The organism is Allohahella marinimesophila, assembly GCF_039538005.1.
Classification (GTDB): Bacteria; Pseudomonadota; Gammaproteobacteria; order Pseudomonadales; family Oleiphilaceae; genus Allohahella; species Allohahella marinimesophila.
In genome coordinates, this window is record NZ_BAABBO010000001.1 from 973,056 (window position 1) to 992,412 (window position 19,357).

18 protein-coding genes are annotated in these 19,357 nt (G+C 55.5%); 8 read left to right on the forward strand and 10 right to left on the reverse strand.

The genetic code is table 11. The features are described 5' to 3' along the window. Positions 1-678 (reverse strand): response regulator transcription factor, encoded by a 678-nt coding sequence (locus ABD735_RS04395; protein ID WP_344803642.1) that lies wholly within the window; start codon positions 676-678, stop codon positions 1-3. 23 nt (positions 679-701) lie between these two features. Next, positions 702-3,194 carry a glycerol-3-phosphate 1-O-acyltransferase PlsB gene (gene plsB / locus ABD735_RS04400; RefSeq protein WP_344803644.1) on the reverse strand — a complete coding sequence of 831 codons (2,493 nt, stop codon included), beginning with the start codon at positions 3,192-3,194 and terminating at the stop codon, positions 702-704. A 203-nt stretch (positions 3,195-3,397) separates the two neighbouring features. Here plsB and nudC point away from each other — a divergent pair, with 203 nt between their 5' ends. Together nudC and murI are read left to right on the forward strand one after the other, a co-directional pair. Next, positions 3,398-4,381 carry an NAD(+) diphosphatase gene (gene nudC, locus ABD735_RS04405; RefSeq protein ID WP_344803646.1) on the forward strand — a complete coding sequence of 328 codons (984 nt, stop codon included), beginning with the start codon at positions 3,398-3,400 and terminating at the stop codon, positions 4,379-4,381. Between the two features lie 30 nt (positions 4,382-4,411). Beyond that, positions 4,412-5,248, forward strand: a complete 837-nt coding sequence (murI, locus tag ABD735_RS04410; protein WP_344803648.1) for a glutamate racemase — start codon at positions 4,412-4,414, stop codon at positions 5,246-5,248. A 20-nt stretch (positions 5,249-5,268) separates the two neighbouring features. Here murI and ABD735_RS04415 read toward each other — a convergent pair whose 3' ends face one another. Beyond that, on the reverse strand, positions 5,269-6,291 hold the full coding sequence (locus tag ABD735_RS04415) for a DUF2156 domain-containing protein (protein ID WP_344803650.1): 1,023 nt from the start codon (positions 6,289-6,291) through the stop codon (positions 5,269-5,271). A gap of 54 nt (positions 6,292-6,345) precedes the next feature. Continuing rightward, positions 6,346-7,098: a class I SAM-dependent methyltransferase gene (locus ABD735_RS04420; RefSeq protein WP_344803652.1), complete on the reverse strand. Its 753-nt coding sequence runs from the start codon at positions 7,096-7,098 to the stop codon at positions 6,346-6,348. A 452-nt stretch (positions 7,099-7,550) separates the two neighbouring features. Here ABD735_RS04420 and ABD735_RS04425 point away from each other — a divergent pair, with 452 nt between their 5' ends. Next, positions 7,551-9,059, forward strand: coding sequence for a fatty acyl-CoA reductase (locus ABD735_RS04425; protein WP_344803654.1), 1,509 nt, complete (start codon positions 7,551-7,553; stop codon positions 9,057-9,059). Here ABD735_RS04425 and ABD735_RS04430 read toward each other — a convergent pair. Together ABD735_RS04430 and ABD735_RS04435 are read right to left on the reverse strand one after the other, a co-directional pair. Continuing rightward, positions 9,027-9,425, reverse strand: a complete 399-nt coding sequence (locus tag ABD735_RS04430) for a hypothetical protein (RefSeq protein ID WP_344803656.1) — start codon at positions 9,423-9,425, stop codon at positions 9,027-9,029. The genes ABD735_RS04425 and ABD735_RS04430 overlap by 33 nt on opposite strands. A 104-nt stretch (positions 9,426-9,529) precedes the next feature. Further along, on the reverse strand, positions 9,530-10,324 hold the full coding sequence (locus ABD735_RS04435) for an SDR family NAD(P)-dependent oxidoreductase (protein ID WP_344803658.1): 795 nt from the start codon (positions 10,322-10,324) through the stop codon (positions 9,530-9,532). 139 nt (positions 10,325-10,463) lie between these two features. On the opposite strand from ABD735_RS04435, the gene ABD735_RS04440 reads away from it, so the two are divergent. Continuing rightward, positions 10,464-11,660, forward strand: a complete 1,197-nt coding sequence (locus ABD735_RS04440; RefSeq protein WP_344803660.1) for a WG repeat-containing protein — start codon at positions 10,464-10,466, stop codon at positions 11,658-11,660. Positions 11,661-11,792: 132 nt separating this feature from the next. Continuing rightward, positions 11,793-13,001 carry a lytic polysaccharide monooxygenase gene (locus ABD735_RS04445; RefSeq protein WP_344803662.1) on the forward strand — a complete coding sequence of 403 codons (1,209 nt, stop codon included), beginning with the start codon at positions 11,793-11,795 and terminating at the stop codon, positions 12,999-13,001. A 134-nt stretch (positions 13,002-13,135) separates the two neighbouring features. Here the strand turns inward: ABD735_RS04445 and ABD735_RS04450 are convergent, their stop codons facing one another. Then, on the reverse strand, positions 13,136-14,212 hold the full coding sequence (locus ABD735_RS04450; RefSeq protein WP_344803664.1) for a hypothetical protein: 1,077 nt from the start codon (positions 14,210-14,212) through the stop codon (positions 13,136-13,138). Between the two features lie 348 nt (positions 14,213-14,560). Here ABD735_RS04450 and ABD735_RS04455 point away from each other — a divergent pair, with 348 nt between their 5' ends. Next, positions 14,561-14,902, forward strand: coding sequence for a PBPRA1643 family SWIM/SEC-C metal-binding motif protein (locus ABD735_RS04455; protein WP_344803666.1), 342 nt, complete (start codon positions 14,561-14,563; stop codon positions 14,900-14,902). On the opposite strand, the gene ABD735_RS04460 is transcribed toward ABD735_RS04455, so the two are convergent. Both ABD735_RS04460 and ABD735_RS04465 read right to left on the reverse strand, forming a co-directional pair. Continuing rightward, positions 14,883-15,806 (reverse strand): SGNH/GDSL hydrolase family protein, encoded by a 924-nt coding sequence (locus tag ABD735_RS04460; protein WP_344803668.1) that lies wholly within the window; start codon positions 15,804-15,806, stop codon positions 14,883-14,885. The genes ABD735_RS04455 and ABD735_RS04460 overlap by 20 nt on opposite strands. Before the next feature lie 20 nt (positions 15,807-15,826). Then, complete coding sequence (locus ABD735_RS04465) at positions 15,827-16,777, reverse strand: class II glutamine amidotransferase (protein ID WP_344803670.1); 951 nt, start codon at positions 16,775-16,777, stop codon at positions 15,827-15,829. Positions 16,778-16,965: 188 nt separating this feature from the next. Here ABD735_RS04465 and ABD735_RS04470 point away from each other — a divergent pair, with 188 nt between their 5' ends. Both ABD735_RS04470 and ABD735_RS04475 read left to right on the forward strand, forming a co-directional pair. Next, positions 16,966-17,487, forward strand: coding sequence for a gamma-glutamylcyclotransferase family protein (locus tag ABD735_RS04470; RefSeq protein WP_344803672.1), 522 nt, complete (start codon positions 16,966-16,968; stop codon positions 17,485-17,487). After that, positions 17,484-17,981: a regulatory protein RecX gene (locus ABD735_RS04475; protein ID WP_344803674.1), complete on the forward strand. Its 498-nt coding sequence runs from the start codon at positions 17,484-17,486 to the stop codon at positions 17,979-17,981. Before ABD735_RS04470 ends, ABD735_RS04475 begins: the two co-directional genes overlap by 4 nt. 70 nt (positions 17,982-18,051) lie before the next feature. Here the strand turns inward: ABD735_RS04475 and ABD735_RS04480 are convergent, their stop codons facing one another. Continuing rightward, positions 18,052-19,353 (reverse strand): DUF2339 domain-containing protein, encoded by a 1,302-nt coding sequence (locus ABD735_RS04480; protein ID WP_425548564.1) that lies wholly within the window; start codon positions 19,351-19,353, stop codon positions 18,052-18,054. Positions 19,354-19,357: the final 4 nt, after the last annotated feature.

Genomic DNA, 19,357 nt, shown 5'->3' on the forward strand with positions numbered 1-19,357 from the left:
TCAGCTATCGTTGTGCCCGAGGAGACCTAACTGAAAACCACGCCTTACACATTCAGTACGATTGTGAGCCTCCAGCTTGCTGAAGAGCGCCTTGAGATGGCTCTTCACGGTATCTTCCTGGCACTGCAATATGCTCGCGATACGCTTGTTCGGAAGACCTCGAGCCAATAGTCCCAGAACCTCTATTTGCCTTGGTGTGAGACTCGGTATGGCCTCGTCCAACTGAACCGTCGCTTCCACCCCGGTCGCCCGTGAGTAGTTCGACGGCGTGACGATCTTGTTCGACAACACGTCACACAGCGCCTGATCGACTTCTGCCAGGGGTGCAGATTTACTGATGAAACCATTCGCGCCGGCGCTGATAGCCATGGTGACATCACTGGGTGAGTCGTTGGCCGACAGAATGACCACCGGCAGGTCCGGTTGATGTCGCTGAAGGTGAGCGAGTAATTCGTGGCCGTTGCCGTCGGGCAACACCATGTCCAGCAGCAGCAAATTGAAGCCTGGCTGGCGCTGAAGCCGAGCGGAAGCAGCCTGCAGTGAATCGGCATACTCGAAGCGCAGGGGTCCGTGCTGGCTTCGCACCAGACTGTCCTTCATGGCGTTCAGGGCCAGGGCCAGACCCTGGCTATAAATCGGATGGTCGTCAACTGACAGTACGCTCAGCATTGGTGTCATGTCGGTCTCCATACTGGCTGACATCAGGCGGCGGCTCCAGCTCCAGGGCCAGACTTGCGAGTCACCTGGTCCTCAGCCACTTCAATGATGCTCTGTCTGAGATCTGAATCCAGCACAAAACGTGCCTCATCTGCGATGCGATCCAGCTTCCGGTTATAGACGATGAAGCCCTCTTCATTATGGGTCACCACCCGCTGCGAGCGCAGGATATGGATGAAATTGCGGAACAGGGTCTTGTCGAAGAACTCCGGCGCATTGAGGCCATATAGAATCGACATGCGCTCGGCCATGGCTGTGCTGCGCTCTTCCAGCTCGAGGTCGGTCAGGCGGCCAGAGCCGTGACGCCGCAATATGGCAATCACCGTATAGTAGCGCTCCAGAGTGGGCAGGATACTTCTCGCCAGGCTCTGCAGACAGACCGCCTGCAATGAGCCAGGTGGTGGCGCATGATAAACATCTCCGCTACTTGATAGCATGCCCGCTTCTATCAGGGCAGTCAGCCATTCGTCGACGCGGGCCGCCAGCTCATCCTCTGACCAGCGCAGGAACAGCTCAGAGCGAATATAGGGATAGATCGACTCCATCATCCAGTGCAGGCGCTCAGCCTTGAGTTCGTTCTCGTGCTGGAAAAAGGTCGCAATGAGGCCGGGCAGGGCCAGCAGGTGCAGAATGTTGTTGCGATAATAGGTCAGCAATATCGCATTACGCGCATCGAGCTGGACGATGTCACCGAGCTTCTGCGGACGTATTTCGACCAGTCCCATCTCTACCAGGTAGTCGATCCAGCGCGGGCCATCGACATCAGGGCAGGTCACGTCTGCACTGTAGGGGCAGGCGCGCAGCAGGCGTACCAGCAACTCACTTTGCCGAATCAGAATGGTGGCATCGATGGACTGCCTCGGCGTAGCCAACAGGAAGGTCGACAGGATATTCACGGGGTTAAGCGCGGCAGCTGAGTTGATACCGACAACGATACGATTGGCGACTTCTTCAACCACTGGCTTCAGCCAGCTGGGCCGGTCTGTCGGTTGCAGTGGTTGCTGCTCGCGCCACTCAGGACGATGCTGATCGAGCATGTGGGACAGATACATGGGCTCACCGAAATTCACGCTGACCTGGCCGAAGGTATTACGCAGATTCCTGATGGACTTGAATACTGACAGCAATGACTCCTGCTGTTTCTTCTTGCCGCGAAGCTCCCCGAGATACGAGCCTGCTTCGAGGATTTTTTCATAGCCGACATATACCGGCACGAAGATGAGCTCTTTCTTTGGTTCACGCAGGTAGGAGCGAACCGTCATTGCTACCATGCCCGCCTTCGGGGCCAGCGTTCTGCCAGTCCGGCTGCGGCCGCCCTCTACGAAGTATTCGACGGGAAAGCCCTTGACGAACATGGAGTGCATGTATTCGGTAAATACTGCTGCATACAGCTGGTTGCTCTTGAAGGTGCGGCGCATGAAAAAGGCACCACCCCGGCGGAGAAACGAGCCGAGTACTGGCATATTGAGGTTAATCCCGGCTGCAATATGCGGCACCATCAAGCCATTGTTGTAGAGCACATAGCTCAGCAGCAGGTAGTCGATATGACTCCTGTGACAGGGCACATAGATGATGCTGCCCTGTTGAGCGACATCCTTCACTCGCTCGATATTGCTGACGGCGACACCATTGTAGATCTTGTTCCAGACCCAGGAGAGCACGATGTCCAGAAATTGCACGGCACCAATCGAAACGTTGGAGGCGATCTCCTCGGCGTATTTTTTCGCACGCAACTGGGCCTTCTCCCGGTCAATCTTGGCGGTACGCATTTCGCGTTCAATTGCCAGCTCCACCTCCGGCATGCGAATGAGCCGCGAGACCAGTGTTCTACGGTGGGACAGGTCCGGCCCGACCACGGCCTGACGCATCATCCTGAAGTGAACCCGTAGCAGTCTGGCGGTCTTGCGCGTTGCTCGCGCAGTATCCGGAGAGCCTGCCAGAATATGACTGAGAGAGACCGGTTTGCTGAACTGCAGGAAGACGTTCTTGCCATGGACGAGGATGATGAAGAGCTGCTTGAGTCGGCCACTCACCGACCAGGCGTCGTTCAGGAGCAGCTTGAACAGGGACTGTTCCTTTTCCGGCGCGCGGCCCCAGTAGAGCGTGACCGGTACGACCTGCACATCCAGTTCATTGCTGTGGCTGGCCTCGATGAGCTTGCGTAGCCGGTCACTGATGGTCGGTGACGGCCGTTTGCGAAAGGTTCGGCCACGCTTCTTGTACAGAAAGAAATGACTTCTGCGGAGTGTTTCATTGCCCAGGTGAAGTGCAGCCTGTGAGCTTGGTAGTCCAGCCTTGAGGACTTCCTGCTCGAGTACCAGACGGTTGCTGAGAGATTTGTGCTGCAACACATAGACCACTGGCCTGGCCGGATCGAGACCAAGCTTGCTGGCATCGTTGCCGATGACATCGGTGCGTACCCAAAGGAAAAGAATCTTGCGAAGCAGCGTGAAAAAGTAGGAACTTATTATATGCATGGTTCTGTTGTCAGGCCCGGTAGCTCAGCGCAGGTACAGGCAATGATGAAGTATGCGAGCCGGCGCGCTATCATCCGGTACTCAATTACCTTATCAGAGCATCTTGGGCGGCAAGTGTAGCAAAGTCTTCCTACTCTTTAACCGGCTTTTTTCTGCCCGCCAATTTGACGGGCGACGGCTCGCAAAGCACGAGGGGACCAGCCTTGCCAAAGTTCGACACCTTATTGACGCCGCCCGGTGCAGTGGCCGGCCGTCCAGGCTTCCACGGGCGGCTGCCCTATACGCAAGCCTTGCTCGCAAAAGCCGGGCACGATCAGTTCATGCTGATCTCGAATTCGCACATCGTGCTGCCTGATCGTTCTGTCATGTCCTCGCAGCCAGGCGGGGGCTCGGCGCTGGAATTGCCTGTTCGCGAGTTTGCTGCAGCGTTGAGGGGACTCGAAGGTGTGGAAGTTGGGCATTTCCTGATTTATCTCGATGCCGCGCTGGCTGCACTGCCATTGCATCAGGCAGCGTCGGTAGAGGCTGACATCCTGCCGGTGCTGGCCGTCGACCAGGTGCAGCTGGAAGCGCTTGCCCTACCTCCCGGCTATGCGCTCATCCCCCTCAGAACGGCCCTGTTTCAGCTGGACCGGGCGGAACACCGCCTGTTCAATCGCCTGGTGCAATGGAGCCACTGGGTACTGCAGACCAGATACTGTGAGCAATGTGGTGGCAGGCTGGAGAATGCCGAAAAAGAGCTTGCCTTGTTCTGCCGCTCCTGCGTCCGTCCTGTCTATCCCCGCGTAGCGCCCTGCATGATCGCGGCGGTCTATCGACCAGGCGAACTGCTGCTGGCACAGAATGTGGCCCTCAAGAGTCGCGGGCTCTACAGCTGCGTCGCCGGATTCGTCGATCCTGGTGAGTCGGTGGAAATGACCGTGCATAGAGAGGTTCGTGAGGAGACGGGCGTCCTGCTCAAGTCGATCCGTTACATCGAATCTGAAGCCTGGCCCTTTCCACATCAGCTGATGCTGGGCTTTCTGGCTGAGTACGATTCAGGCGAGATCGTGCCCGAGCCGGGCGAAATAGAGGATGCACAATGGTTCAGTATCGATGATCTCCCACCGATCCCGCCCACATTGACGATATCGGGCAGGCTGATACGGCTGGCAGTCGACGAACTTCGTGAACAGGGGAGGCGCTGATTACGAATGACTGTCTGTGATGTTCTCATAATGGATTCAGGGAGTGGCGGTCTCAGCATCTGGCGGGCCCTGACAGCGTCCATGCCCGAACTCAACACTGTCTATCTCGCGGATTTCAATCATTATCCTTATGGTGAACAGTCTGAAGCTGCGCTTATTGCGCGGCTTCGCCACCTGGTTGGCCGATGCATCGAAGACTGGCAGCCAAAGATCGTTGTCATCGCCTGCAATACTGCCAGTACCGTGGTGCTGGACGCGCTTCGTGCGCAGTTTCCCTTGCCCTTCGTTGGGGTTGTACCGGCCATCAAGGTGGCCGCGCTGGCCAGTCAACAGCACTGTATTGGCTTGCTGGCGACACCAGGCACAATCAGAAGAAGCTATATCGACAGGCTGATTGAAGAGTTCGCGCCACATTGCAGGGTGGTCAGGGTAGGCAGTTCAGAGCTGGTGCATATGGCAGAGCGACAGATCCGGAGCGAGGGTAATCACAATCGGCAATCACTGAACGAAGATACCGCGCTGCTCAGTAGCATTATTGAGCCTTTCAGAGCGGCTGGCTGCGATCAGGTCGTATTGGGCTGTACCCATTTTCCATTATTGAAAGCGGCCTTTCAGAACGCCTTGCCAGATATCAACTGGGTTGATTCGACTGCAGCCATCTGTCGGCGAGTGGCCACCTTATGGTCAGATCATGGCAAGTTTAAGTCGGCCGAAGCAGGCCAAGGTGAGCCTGCAAGCCATCTGCTCCTGTTCACGGAACCGAAGCCAGCTGCCACGACCGACCAGCAGCGAATTGCTGTGCTGGACGACCGATGGACAGCTGCCATGCTGGGCATGGGCTTTCGAAAGATCGAACGCCTGGACTGAGTCTGGCGCTCGATATGTCGTTAGATCAGGCGGGCGAGCTTGAATACCGTGAGGAATTCGAGCGCCGGGATGCCGCGCCTATGGCAGGTATAAATCCTGTGGACATCGCCTCGGAAGCGTGATTTTGTAAATTCCAGGCCCTTGAAATTATACAGAAAGTTGCCCTTCTCATAGGTCAGTCGAAGCGCTTTTTTCAGCAGCTTCGATTCCTGCGGTTCATCCGGTCCGTCGAACATCAGCGGCACCAGACCAAGGTCGAGGAAGGGTACGCCTTCGGCCTTGAACTGCTCCATCGCATGCACGATCAGGGTATAAAAGATGCCCTGTTTGAAGTCTGCACAGGCGCGCGAAATATTCGGTACGTAACTGATGATCTCGTTGTTCTTGTAGATAGGATCGAAATACACGAAGCCCACAGCCTTGCCGTCCTGGTAGGCGTAGAAGTGACGCTCGTTTTCCTTGTACTCCATCTGCATGGGGCGAATGAAAAAACGGATCTCCTTCTTCTTGCACTTGCGAGTCTTGATCCAGGCGTCTGAAATCTCGCGGGTGTGATCATCGCTGTAGCGTTCCTGAACCGTGATGCCCTGTTTTTCAGACTGATTCAGCGCAGTACGGATGACCTGCTTCTTCTTGCCGCTCAACGACCACTTTGCCAGATCGATGCGGATTTCCGAGCCAAGCTGGGTGCCATAGAAATTATGACGCTCGTTGAGATAAGCAGCGACAGGCTTGGTGACCTGCAGGTAGACAGCGCTTGGAAAACGCTTGTTGAACAGTTCCAGCATCAAGGGAAACTGTTCCGGCGCAGAGACGGGATCTGCCAGTACGAATATCTGCGACCATTGACGCATGAAAGCGATGTACCCAATGCCCGGCACATCGAAGTATTCCATATTCGGCTGCAGGGTAGAGAAGGCCTGCGAGTGAATGCCATGCTGCTTCAAAATCTGCACACGCTCAGCAAAACTGAATTTGCCGATACCGCTATCAGGAAGATCCAGCGTACTGCTCAGGTCCAGAACTAGACTCGACTGGCTCATGGTATTCACCTCTGACTGACTCTTGGGGTTTTATAGTTATTCTTTCGGTATGACTCAGGCTGCCTGTTTGGCGGCAGGCGCTACGGCAGCCTTGTCGCCAAGAATGGACCAGTAGTTGGCCAGGCCAGCAAAGCTGAAGCGCTTGATGGACTTGATCTCGAGACCAGCGCGACGCATCGCGGCAGGGTAGTCGTAGATGTTGTGCAGCGCATTGCCGGCCGTGAGCCAGAACAGCGACACGGCCACGTACCAATAGGCTTTCTGGAACTGGCGGCGCAGGATGTTGCCCTGTGGCAGCGCAAAATCTCCGACGACAATCTTGCCGTCTTCCTTGGCCAGATCGATCAATTGCTTGAGCACGCGATCCATCATGTCTTCGCTGAAGACATTGAGGAAGAAGTTGCCAACCACCATGTCGTACTGAGCGAATTCCTCGAACTTGAAGATGTCAGCCTGCACTCGGCGAATATCGAGATGGGTCTTGCCCTGTTTAACCAGTTCGTCATCAAACTTGCGCAACATGGTTTCGGACAGGTCGATCACGGTCACACGGGCGCCTCGTTCGGCAGCGTGGATCGCATCCTTGCCATGACCAACACCAGCAAACAGCACGCTATCGCCAGCCTTCAGGTGAGCTTCATCGAGCATCGCGACCTTGGCTTCGTGAATCGCCTTGCCGCTGTAGAAAGCGCTGAGCAGGTCGTAGACCGGGCCCACGAACCTGTACTTGTCACGCGCTTCGGCTGGGCGCGCGTCTACAGAGGCGGTTGGGGTGGCTGACTGAGCTGGCTGTTGGGCGCTTTGCATAATGCTGTTTCCAAATTCTGCGGAGCCTTGAAGACTGATGTGTACATCGGCCTGGTGACTCACTGGTTGATTCAAGCGCTTCGATGAACTGAAGACGCCATGAAAGCTGTGGCCATACTATGTTACCGACTGTAATAGAACTGTGAGACAGGCCGCAAAATGCTACGAAAAGCTTGTGCTGGTGAAACAAAAAATGCTGTAATTTCAATAATCTGAAATAGATTGTCTGACAAACGGATAACCGATTGCGGCGGGTTTCACAGGTCGAGGCAGTGCTTCTCATCCAGCCTTGCCACGCCCACCCGAATAGGCGTCTACTTCAGCTGTATTGCAGATACCAAAAACAACTATTGATCTGTACCATTGGACCCTCACGCCAGATGTGACGCTGATCACAGGGTGTGAGTGGGATTACAAGGATGACAATCAATCAGAATGGAACGGGAGTTTCTATGTCTTTTAGTATCGCTACAAGTCTCGCAAACAAGACTGTGCTCATCACAGGCGTCAGTGGTTTCCTCGGAAAGGTCGTTCTCGAGCGGCTGTTATCAGAGGGGCCGAAAGACCTGAAAATCAAACTTCTGCTCCGCGGCTCGAGCAAGTTTTCGGACCCCCAGCAGCGGTTCGAACAGGAAGTTCTGAGCTCATCGATCTTTGATAATTTGCGCGAGAAGGGCGATCTCGAAAAGCGACTGGTTGCCGTCAGCTGTGTCGCAGGGGAATTGACCCAGCCGATGCTGGGTATGGGTGCCGAAGCGTTTGAAGCGCTCGGTAGTGAACTGGATCTGATCATCAATTCAGCAGCCAGTGTGAACTTCCGTGAAGCGCTCGATCAGGCTCTGCTGATCAACACGCTCAGTCTCAAGTCATTGATGTCGCTGAGTGAAGTGAATGGGCGTTGCAAGTTTCTGCAGGTGTCTACCTGCTATGTTCATGGCAAGCGACCTGGAGTGATTTTTGAGCAGAATAACGCGCCTGTAGGGGACGCAGGTGTGGAAGCTCGGCCGGGTGGTCGTTTCGACGTGGACGCGCTGATGCGTCATCTGCAAAGCGCTGCTGCAGCCGTAAAGGCAGCTGCGCCGGACGCTGAAGCAGCTGAACACGCGCTGATCGAACTGGGCGTTGAAGAATCCAGGCTTCGTGGCTGGAACGATACTTACACCATGACCAAATGGCTCGGTGAGCAGATGCTGTACAACCACTTTGGTGACAGCGGGCGTCTGACGGTGGTTCGACCAGCCATTGTCGAAAGCACACTGGCAAGTCCGGCTCCAGGGTGGATAGAAGGCGTCAAGGTAGCCGATGCCCTGATTCTGGCTTACGCCAGAGAGCGAGTGACGTTTTTTCCTGGCAGAAAGAAGTCAGTCATCGACGTCATTCCAGCTGATCTGGTGGCCAACGGTATCATCACTGCAGCGGCAGAATTGCTGACGCTCACCGAGGGACGACGGATTTACCAGGTCGGTAGCAGTCATCGCAATCCGGTCACCATCAATGAACTGGTGGAGCACGTCAGTGAAGAGGCCCAGACCAATCACGCGGCTCATGACCGTCTGTTTTATCGACGGCCCCAACGACCATTCATTGTGCTGCCAAGACCCGCGTTCAAGATGCTACTCTCAGGTGTGAGTGCAGGGCTCAGGCTGAAAGGCGTGATGCGCGGCATTTCGCAGAACGAGCAGAAAAAAATCGAAGCCACGAACAAGCTGGCGATGATATTTTCGTTCTACACCTCGCCGAACTATGTCTTCGACATGTCACAGATGTTGTCGCTCTCCAAGCGTTTGAGCGCTGATGAGCAGAAGCTGTATCCGGTAGATCCGGCGTCCTTCGACTGGCAGCACTACATGCGTAATGTGCATATCCCAGGTTTGAACCGTTATGCGCTGAAGCCAAGGAAGCCAGACAAGACTGTGAGTGGAGAAAGCTTAACGGAGTTGAATCTTTCCGCTGCCGGGTAATCCGCCGGGGCTGGCCACGCCTTCCTGTCCTGGTACGACGATCGAGGATGCTTGCTGACGGCGGTATTCCTGCAACTCCTTCATCGTCTCCTGCATGGATTGCTGGGCCGCGTCTGCAAACTGCGCGACGGCTTCCGACAACGATTCAGCCTTCAGTTCGAAATTGAGTGGAATGGCACCCGCGGGTGTCATCATCTGGGCCTGGCCGAAATACAGAGTAGTGCGGCCGGGGTCATTCTCGCCCTCGCTGGTCACTGGCGTCATTCTTCGAATTGTGCCAACTTTCTGGTCCGTGAATACTGCTTCCTGGTAGAGATGATCCGCGTCCATCGAGTTTGCCGGCGCTTCATTCTGTGTGTTCGACATAAAAAACTGTCTCCATTCGATAATGTCTGGCCCTATTTGCAGGCCACTCAGCCGATCACCATAACTTGGCTGCCGCCTGCACTCAAGTAAGGCTGTTCCGCCCGCTACCAGGGCAGACGCTCTCCATCCCAGGCTATGAAGCTGCCGCTGTCGTCCAGAGTCAGTTCGCCTATTCGTGCAAGCAGGTTGCCAGCGGCTGCCTCCGGTGAGTGGAGTGTCTTGCGATAGCCAGCGGTCACAAAAGGCTTGCTGAGGCCGGTCTTCACCGTGCCGGGGTGGAGCGCGACGCAGATACAATGAGGCAGTTTTACACGCCATTCCAGCGAAAGTGTTTTAAGAAACATGTTGTGGGCAGCCTTGCTTGCGCGATAGCCATACCACCCGCCGGTTCTATTGTCGGTCAGGCTACCGACCCTCGCAGAGAGCGAGACAAATGCTGAACTACCTTTGTGCTTGAGCAGACCCTCAAGCGCCTGCGCCAGCATCAATACAGGATAGGCATTGGCGGCGAACAAGGCGTGTAGCTGAGGCAGGGCAACTTGTCGCAGGGATTTTTCGGGTTTGATGTCCTCGGCATGGAGAAGACCAATGCAGTTGATGACGAGATGAACTTGAGACACCTGTCCGCTCATTCTTTCTGCCACTTGCGCGAAGCTGGTCTGCTCAGTGAAGTCAGCTTCCAGGCGAAGCAGCCGCTCATCATTGACCGTGGTGTCTGCTCGGGCGAGAGATCTGTCGATGGTAAAGATTCTGGCAATCACTTCATCCGGTGCCGTCAGAAGCGTTCGCAGCATGGCACTACCGATGCCGCCAGTGCTGCCGGTTAGAACGACATTTATTGGCCCATCCGTCCATGACAATGGAGGCAGATGTAGGTCGCTGTCACTGCTGTAGGACATACTGGAGATCCGCGGCGGGCCCGCCTCTAGGTACATTCCGCAGGCCCTGAGATGGGTGGGTTTACAATAAGCTGATACGAAATCGGGTACCGTAAGGGCCAGTTTCAACCTATTTGCACAGCATATACCCGAACGCCCTATGACCAAGATGTTCTCAGCCAGTGCCACCACTTCAAGCTTGAATTATCTATTCCGTTGTTCAGTGATCAGTCTGATGACGATCTTCAGTTATGCCAGCGTGCAGGCAGAGGCTGTGCCCACTCACGCTCTCACCTTTGAAAGGCCGACGATCCTGACGGCATTGCCACCTCGATGCACGGCCAGTTCCGATGCAAGCGCAAACCAGGAAGAAGACGAAGAGGCCGATAGCCGTGAGCCTGAATACACGGTGCGACCTGCCCAGAGCGCTCAAGCGCAGTGTGAGTCTTTCAAGGAGCTGAAGCTGGCGCCGGTGGAGGGCAGCCGGTTTCGCTACTGGCCACCAGCGCCGGACGCCGTCGATACAATGTTTCGTTCATCATCTGCAAGTTCTGATCCCGGCAGCGTGACGGGGGCGGCTATTGCCGAAGATCAATCAGAGACCAGCGAGGATCAGCCTGCTCAACCACTGATCGCCCTGTGCGAACGAAATCGATTCGGTCGCAGCCTCTGCGGCTTGCAGGACAGGGCAGGACAGCTTCTCGTCCCGCTGAAGTTTGACGAGGCGCGGCCGAATCCGGACAGTGATCTGCAGGCAGTGCGCTTCGACAACAGATGGGGCTATTTCAGTATCAGTCAGCAGCGACTGATCGTCGTCCCGCAGTTCGTCAAAGTCGGCGATGTCACTCAGGGTTCCGCGTTTGTCGAGACCTCGGACGAGCCCACGAGAACCTGGCTCATCGATGAAAATGGTAATCGCATCAAGGAGCTGCCGATGGGCGCGCGCATCAGCGGTGACTATGAAGATGGTCTTTCATTGCTTCGATTCGATGAACGTTATGGATATATCGACGAGCGCGGCAATGTCGTCATCTCTGCACAATTCGTCAATGCATCGCCGTTCAAGAATGGTCTGGCCTTCGTGCAATACAACGCAGAACCTGATCAATATGCGCTTATCGACAGAAACGGTGAGGGGCAGCTGTTCTTTCAGTTCCCGGACACACGGCTACTTCCGCTTGGGCAACAGCAGTATCTTGCCCTCAGTGGGTGCAACAACCGAAACGGCTGTCTCGCACGCTGTCTTTCGCTTGGCGAAAATGAAGCACTGAACGCTCAGGTGCTGAGCAGCAAGGCGCCGGTAGCGCTCGAAGTCACTTGTCTTGTCCAGGAAGAGCAGCAGGCGCTGAGCGATTAAGCGAGTGAGCGGGCGCGTCACTAGGCCAAAGGATTGAATAATCGGCCGAAAATTCGATCTTTGGCCTCATGGTAGATACCGTCGCGAAGCTGTCCAATAAGGGCTCTTCAAGTCCAGACGGAATTCGACTCTATGATACCGACAACACGACTCACCGCCCTGGCTTTTGCCACAGCAGTGCCCCTTCTTGGAATAGCTGAACAAGTTCTGGCCCACGGTTATGTGACCAATCCGACCAGCCGGAACTATGCGTGCAAGCTCGGCGACAATACCAATTGTGGCTCTATCATCTGGGAGCCACAGAGCCTTGAAGCCCCCAAGGGGTTTCCACAGGCAGGACCTGCTGATGGCCGCATCGCCAGTGCCGGTCTCGCTCAGTTTTCAGCGCTGGATGCACAGTCAGCTACCCGCTGGCTGAAACAGAGCATGAGGCCGGGACAGAATAACTTCAGCTGGACCTTTACCGCCAATCACAGCACCTCGAACTGGCGTTATTTCATGACCAAGCCCGGCTGGAACGTCAATGCGCCGCTGAGCCGGCAGTCCTTCGATCTGCAGCCATTCTGCAGCGTATCCGGCAATAATCAACAGCCTCCCAAGCAGGTCAACCATAACTGTAATGTGCCTGACCGCAGCGGCTATCACGTCATCTTGGCGGTTTGGGATATCGGCGACACCACCAACGCCTTTTATAACGTCATCGACGTGAACATGGCCGGTAGTGGTGGAGGTGATGGCGGCGGAGATAACGGTGGTGGAGATGGCGGCGAGCCTGGTCTGAGCTGGCTCGATGTCGGCGATATCAACCCTTTAATGTCGCTCTCTGCTGGTGACCTCGTGCGCGCCAGAGTCTTTGAGGGGCAGGGCGAAAACACCGGCCTTGAAGTGAGATTGCCAATCAACAGCATGGCCGAAGGTGAACAGTTTACCTGGCCGGCGGCGCTGGCTGAAAAGATCAATGCCGAGTCAGATGTGATCAGGGCAGGGCGCCTGCAGGACGATGGCAGCTTCGAGACCGCCAACGGCAAAAATGAGATCTACGCGCCGGCAGACTCTTCGATTCGTCGGGTCGAAATCACGATTGACAAGGCTGACGATGGCGGCAATGGCGGTGACGGTGGCGATGGTGGTAACGGCGGTGGCGACAATGGCGGCAGCGGTGACTACGACCATGTCTATCCAGAAGGGATATCAGGGTACAAGGCAGGCACAAAAGTGCTTGGCAGCGATGGCGGCATCTACACCTGCAAGCCATTCCCCTATAGCGGCTGGTGCACGATAAAGGCTCATCAGTATACGCCTGGTACGGGCTCGCACTGGCAGGATGCATGGTTTAAGTAGAGCTGTAAGGCTGAGTGGTGGATGTCCTGGAGGCTTGGTGCCCCAGGCCATTCAAAACGAACAGTGTGAAATCAGGTGTTGAGGAGAGCCGCCTCGGCGTGCGGAAGCGGCAACGTACAGTTAGAGCACGTCAGCTACTTGTCGGAGCAGTAAGTTGACAGAACTACTCCAGAGCCAGGCTCATACGGCACACCAGCATTTCGCACATAGCCCGGCAATCCTTCTGGATCGAGGTCAATGAAGGGCACGCAGGCGCCGTCTTCCCATTCGAAGACCACTGTGCCATCAATGGCACTGTCAGAGTGCATGTCGATTTCGAGGCTGGCTACGCGTCCACGGTTGTCGTACTTACGATGCAGCGTAAAGTCATAATCTGCAAAAAACTCGTTGAACTCAGCACCAAAGCCCGTCAGCGTTTTTTGAGTGAACTGCAGCTGCCCGTTGGCGTCGTAGCTGAATTCAAGCGTGGCGCTACCAGCCGAACTGGTGGAACTGATGAGCTGCAGCTGATCATCTGCTCGCCATGTAAAGTCGTGTCGCTCTCGTTCCGATCCGTCGACTTCGAGTGTTAATGATGAAACTTTTCCATCTGAGCCGTATTGGACTGTATAGGTTTCATCATCTCCGCTACTACCGTCCGAACTCTGGTCGGTGCTTGTGTAAGACGAAAGTCTGCCTTCGTTGTAGAACAGCTCATTTGCTAACACAGTTATGACAGAGTTATAAGTAACGGTCGCATCGATCTTTCGCAAAAGACCGCTCTCGAAAGTCCTGGTCTCTTCGCGAACGCTTGATTCGCTTCCTTCAGTGCGAGTATAAAGCACACCGACGAGTTGGTTGTCTGCATCATAGTTGAACTCCGCTATACCGATCGTATCAGCATCCCAACCGTAGTAGGCAGTGGTGTCGGGTTCTCCATCATCCATATATTGCCGCGTTAGGCCTGTCATAAGCCCAGATGGGCCATAGTCAAACTCAACGCTTTCATCTGCCACATCATTGGCGTCGAGAAACGCTCGGATTGAGGCCACGCGACTGGACGATATTGTTGCGGGCGTCTCGGATTGATCTATCGAGTCAGTGCCACTGCTGCCACCACCACAGGCAGCTAGAGAAACAGTCATCGCAGCGGCTACCGCCAACTGCAGCGGCAAGCGTCTGAACGAAAGCGTATTGAGATCGTTCTTCCGATCAGAAGGGTTGAATGTCATACAATATTTTCCGAGCCATGCAGGCGTTGAGTGAGGTGCACACATTGTGCTTAAGAAACAAAAAAGTGTTGGTAAAAATGTGTATTTATGTTGTTCGGTAGCGTTAACGATTTTTGATACGAGCGCACCCGTTAATGAAGAAGTGTCTGGTTCGTGTGTCGGAAGCCGAGAAATAAACCTTGCGGACAAGATTCACCGATACCGATCAATGGTCACGGTCTGCCAAACACCACCGAAGCGTGGTTGAGCCGGCACTGACCGCTCAGGCGGCCGTGAATATTTACTACCTGCGGCCGCGAGTCAGCTAGAATAGACGACGTCGCTCTTTCTCCATTCTCAGGGTTCAATATGTCAGACAAGTTCTTCTTCAAAGGGCGGCAGGATGCCCGCCAGCACCACACGGCTTTCGGCTACAAGGCGAAAGCTGGTTTGAAGCCAGGAAGTGAGAAATATCCACTCGCGCTGGTCGTAACGAGTGAGGCCCGAAAGCAGGAAGTCGAGGCCATGGCGGCCAAGGCCGAGGTGTTCATCGACATAACGGTAGACAGTAGTGAGGGTGCCGTCGAATCCATCAAGGAGCTGACGGCCATGCTGAACAAGGGCAGCACCGTGAAAGTGACCGCGCCACCGGCCCGGAATGAGCTGTGCCCTTGTGGGAGTGGCAAGAAGTTCAAGAAGTGTTGCGGCTAGTTCGCAGCGATCGTTCGGCTGCCTGCAGCGCCTGATTCTTTCTGAACGGAAACAGGTGCTTGCTCACCATGTCGTCGATCATCACCTGCGTGTAGCGCAGGTAGCCGGCGACAGATAGATGTATCTCGTCAGCCCAGTCCGACCTGTCCCTCAGTGCCAACGCCTCCGGATGCTCTCTGGCATCGAAAAAGTAGTTACGATGAGGGGCAGGACCATCAGCCTCGCTAAGACCGAGTCTAATGGCCTCGCTCACTCTGGCCTGCATCTCGGTGATCACCAGATTTCTGAATTCGCGTGTAGCAGCGAAGTAGCCCTTGTCTCGCATGGCCGGTGAGATCCACGGGCCGATGCGAATGGGCCCGATCCGAAGAAAACCTTCGTCCAGCGCAATGGGTGGCAGATACCCGTGGCCGACTATCAAGGCTTTCGGCTGATAGCGATCGCGTAGCTCGACCAGCTTCCTGTAGAACTGCCCCACCGTATGATCGACCAGGGCGAAGGCTGCTTCCTCGAGATGCTCGCTCGGAGACAGCAATGGGTTGTAGTCCTTGAGCAGCGCATGACTTTTTTCGAAGTAATCGTTGCCACCCGCACTGACCATGATGTAGTCGAACTGCACATCACGGGCGAGCTGTTTCAGCTTTGGCAGATGCCCGCTCAGCTGTCTGGTCGTTGCGCCGGATACTGCGAGATCGTACCAATTGGCGCTACTCCGTTGCGCAGCCATGAAGGTGCGCATCATGTTGGTCGGGTGGGCGATGAACTCGCGGTTCCGCCCCGGATAGTCCAGCCAGGAGTCGCCCAGCACCATGACGTAGGGAAAACTGCGATAGGGGATCCGTCTGGTGGACTGCACCAGATCGAGTGTTTGCAGGTAAACGTGGTGTCTGTCGAGAAGGCTCATGTTGATCTCCCAGTTCAGAGCTAAAGGTTCATCTGCTTCACACGCTTCGTGATCGTCTCGCCCTTGCGCTCGACCGCTACCAATTCACCAAACTCTATACGCTGCCATTCCTCGTCCTTTTCAGTCAGCGCTTCCGAGGCAAATATGGCGGATGTCGCTTCAGCATCAGGGCATGCATCGACCTCATAGGACTTCTTGTGCTTCAGATAGTTTCGACCTGTCAGCAGATACATCGGCTCCAGCAGCATCGACAGCGCGTAGTCGTCTGAATCTGGATCTGACTTGCGCAACGCCTTCCAGTCCCCCTTCACATCGAGTTCGCCCTTGTGGCCGGTACCGCAGTTGACGCCGATGATGCGATTGGGTGCAACGAGCGCGATCTTGAGCTTGTTGAGCGCACCGAGATCAAGTGTCTTCATCGCCTGAACGATGAGCTTGAGCATCGTCTCGAAGCCCTCTTGCACTTCATCGTCGCTATTGCCCTTGAGCAGCGAAAGCAGCAGCACATACAGGAATTCCGTATCGGTGGTGCCTTTCATCTGCTTGAGATACTTGTCCTTGCAGTGCTTGAGGAGTTCTCTCTGCAGAAGTTGCCAGTTCGCCAGGTTGCCATTCTGTGCAATGATCCACGGCGTGTCAGTGAACGAAAACGGGTGGCAGTTTTCGTCCGTCAGAACGGTTTTCGAGTTGTAGGCGGCTGCTCTGACATGAGCCAGCATGGTGCTGGCCTGCAGGCTCGGAATCACCCCCGGAACATTATCGTCGTGGAAGGCTGCTGTAGGACGCCGATAGATGAGGGGCGTTTCGGGTTTGCACATGTGTTCGCCATAAGCAGCAAAGCCCCAACCGGCGAGTTGAAGGTGCGGATGGCGCTCGGGATCGAGCGACTGGTTGATCAGGCTGTTCTCAGGTTCCATCAGGAGGCTTGCAAGGGGTAACTCAGGCCCAACATAGGCAAGAACACGGCACATAACTTATCCTTATCTGGCCTGTATAACAGGCTTGCGTCATTGTGGCAGGGAAGATCTGCCGCTCATTGCTACAGCAGCGGCAGTATCGTCTCCGCTGGCAGTCAGCATCAATGATTACGACGGGTGGTGCCGATAGTAGTTATTCCTGTACATCAACGACCACTCGATCATCTGGAGGGCCCTCAATAATGTCAGACATGTTCTACGCCGCCTATGGCAGTAATCTACACCCCCACAGGCTATGCACACGCGTGGAAACAGCCAGGCTGGTGGGCACAGGCCTGGTCGATGGCATGGGTGTGCGCTTTCACAAGCGTGGGCTGGACGGCTCGGCGAAGTGCAGCCTCATCGAAGTGGCAGAGCATACTCACGTGGCTGTCTATGCCATTGATACTGACGATCAGCCAGTGCTCGATTTGATCGAAGGGCTTGGACGAGGCTACGACAGAGCCGTCGTGGAGGTCAGCGGATTTGGGCCTTGCTGGACGTATATCGCTTCGTCGGAGGCGGTGGATGATGCACTGGTCCCGCATCACTGGTACAAACGGCTCGTGCTGCTGGGCTGCGAATACCACAGTTTTCCTGCGGACTATATCGAAGCGATACGCAGTATTCCGTCGAGCGATGACCCCCTTGTCGAGAGGCGTACGCTCAATCACGAGCTGATCACGCAATTGGAGCAGGCCATGCCTGCAGGTGATGCCCCTTGAAGCCACGCAAGGAACCCAGGCCCCTCGAAAGCCTGGGTGACCTGAAATCCTATGCGCTGTGGTTGCTGTCCAGCCGCGAGTACTCGCAGGCGCGAATGCTGACAAAGCTTTCCGGTCGTTGTGCCGACAAAGATCTCGTCGATGGCTGCTTAAGCGAGCTGCTTGAGAGCAATTACCTTTCAGACGAGCGCATGACCCAGTCTTATGTGCGGATGGCCGTGGACAAGGGCTCGGATGGTCCGATGAAGATTGCATCGAAACTGATGCAGAAGGGTATCGATCGTGCACTGATCAACGAATACCTGATTCCGGATGACGAGATCTGGCTTCGGAACGCTGCGAAAACGCTGAGCAAGAAATTCAAGTCTCCGGCTGACAGCCACGAAGCGCGGCAGAAGCAGGCACGGTTTCTGGCGAATCGGGGGTTCATGATGGATCAGATCAGATATGCGTTGGACAATGCGGGGGAAGGTGACGAATCACCTTTCAGATGAGCCCCGCAGCTTTCGGACCAGAGCAAGCATTCATAGCAAGCTAATAACGTGCCGAGTACCGCACCCCAGGCTAAGCGCCGGGTGCAGGGTCCGGCGTAGGTGCTGCAGTATGAATCTGCCTCGGCGGCACCGGCGCAAAATAGCCAACGATCAGAAGCAATATACCAACACCCAAGAAGGCGACGATTCTGGACACTGTGCCTGTCCCGGCCATATCGACTGTAAAGAGTTTCAGCACCACGGCTACCATCAACGCGCTACCGATGAGCCACAGCGGTCGCCACCCTCGACGAGTCGCTATGACCATGGCAACGAGGCCAATAGTGCTCCAGAGAATGCTCAGACCGCTTTCAACGGCGAAGGAGCGGAACAGCGGCTCGAAGCGATAGGGAATATCGAGCCAGTAGTGATAGGTTCGCAGCAAGGCAGCGTTCAGCCAGAGGAATGCCATGGCGCCGGGAAGACCGTAGGCAATCCGTCTGTCTTCGATGAACGTAGGGTCATACCGTAACACCCCGGCCATTACGACCGCCAAGGCCGACAGACTGATGACATCCAGCGGATTCAGCAACGGTAGATATGCCAACCCCCCAGCCGCACCGGGCGCGCCCAGGTTCGCAGCCACCAGCCATACAGAAAGCATTACCACCAGACAGCGTGGCAACAGCGTTACAAGCTCTGCAGAGTACTGCTGGAAAGGCCACGCCATGTTACGAAGCTGTCGTGAGATGACCCACGCCGAAACCAGGGTAAAGCCCCATGCTGAAGTAGCCCAGATGCCTTGCGGCGGTTGAAGCCACTTACTGAGCTGCCAGCCTACTGCCAAAGTAACGATAAGAAAGGTGGCAAGATGCAGCATCCCCAGTGGATAGCGCGCGACCTGCTCGAGGTGGCGCAACATCAGGTAGTGCGCAGCGAGTGCCATCGGGAAGATGACCCAGCCATAGTGGCTCGAGAGGTTCTGGTCGTGGGTAACATAGCTGAGCAGTGTGACGCCGAGTAGCGGAAGTATCAGCAGCAAGGGCTCCGAAAGCGGTTGCCAGCCTGTCCGCCTATGGAGCACGAAAAAGATCAGCAGAATGAGCGTAGCGTAGAGCAGGAAAGCACTCGCTACGCTGTCGGTGCCAAGTGACTGCTCGATATCACGCAGCCCGAAGCCTAGAAGCAGTCCCACAGCAAGCCACACGAGCGTATGCAATGCCGGGCCCATCGATTTTTCGATCTCGCTGAATGAATGCTTCGCGCCGAATATGGCCAGCCAAAGGTAGAGTAGTGCCAGTATCGCGGCAGCACTCATATTCGCGTTGAACAAAACACCTTCAGACTGTGTGAAGTCGTGGAGTGCGAATAGGGCAATCAGCCCTGCAACCACCGAA

Coding starts and splice junctions, on each gene's coding strand:
- plsB (WP_344803644.1), bottom strand. CDS start 3,194: ATGCATATAATAAGTTCCTACTTTTTCACGCTGCTTCGCAAGATTCTT.
- ABD735_RS04440 (WP_344803660.1), top strand. CDS start 10,464: ATGACCAAGATGTTCTCAGCCAGTGCCACCACTTCAAGCTTGAATTAT.
- ABD735_RS04420 (WP_344803652.1), bottom strand. CDS start 7,098: ATGCAAAGCGCCCAACAGCCAGCTCAGTCAGCCACCCCAACCGCCTCT.
- ABD735_RS04435 (WP_344803658.1), bottom strand. CDS start 10,324: ATGTCCTACAGCAGTGACAGCGACCTACATCTGCCTCCATTGTCATGG.
- ABD735_RS04430 (WP_344803656.1), bottom strand. CDS start 9,425: ATGTCGAACACACAGAATGAAGCGCCGGCAAACTCGATGGACGCGGAT.
- ABD735_RS04455 (WP_344803666.1), top strand. CDS start 14,561: ATGTCAGACAAGTTCTTCTTCAAAGGGCGGCAGGATGCCCGCCAGCAC.
- ABD735_RS04425 (WP_344803654.1), top strand. CDS start 7,551: ATGTCTTTTAGTATCGCTACAAGTCTCGCAAACAAGACTGTGCTCATC.
- murI (WP_344803648.1), top strand. CDS start 4,412: ATGGATTCAGGGAGTGGCGGTCTCAGCATCTGGCGGGCCCTGACAGCG.
- ABD735_RS04460 (WP_344803668.1), bottom strand. CDS start 15,806: ATGAGCCTTCTCGACAGACACCACGTTTACCTGCAAACACTCGATCTG.
- ABD735_RS04450 (WP_344803664.1), bottom strand. CDS start 14,212: ATGACATTCAACCCTTCTGATCGGAAGAACGATCTCAATACGCTTTCG.
- ABD735_RS04395 (WP_344803642.1), bottom strand. CDS start 678: ATGACACCAATGCTGAGCGTACTGTCAGTTGACGACCATCCGATTTAT.
- ABD735_RS04445 (WP_344803662.1), top strand. CDS start 11,793: ATGATACCGACAACACGACTCACCGCCCTGGCTTTTGCCACAGCAGTG.
- ABD735_RS04465 (WP_344803670.1), bottom strand. CDS start 16,777: ATGTGCCGTGTTCTTGCCTATGTTGGGCCTGAGTTACCCCTTGCAAGC.
- ABD735_RS04415 (WP_344803650.1), bottom strand. CDS start 6,291: ATGAGCCAGTCGAGTCTAGTTCTGGACCTGAGCAGTACGCTGGATCTT.
- ABD735_RS04470 (WP_344803672.1), top strand. CDS start 16,966: ATGTCAGACATGTTCTACGCCGCCTATGGCAGTAATCTACACCCCCAC.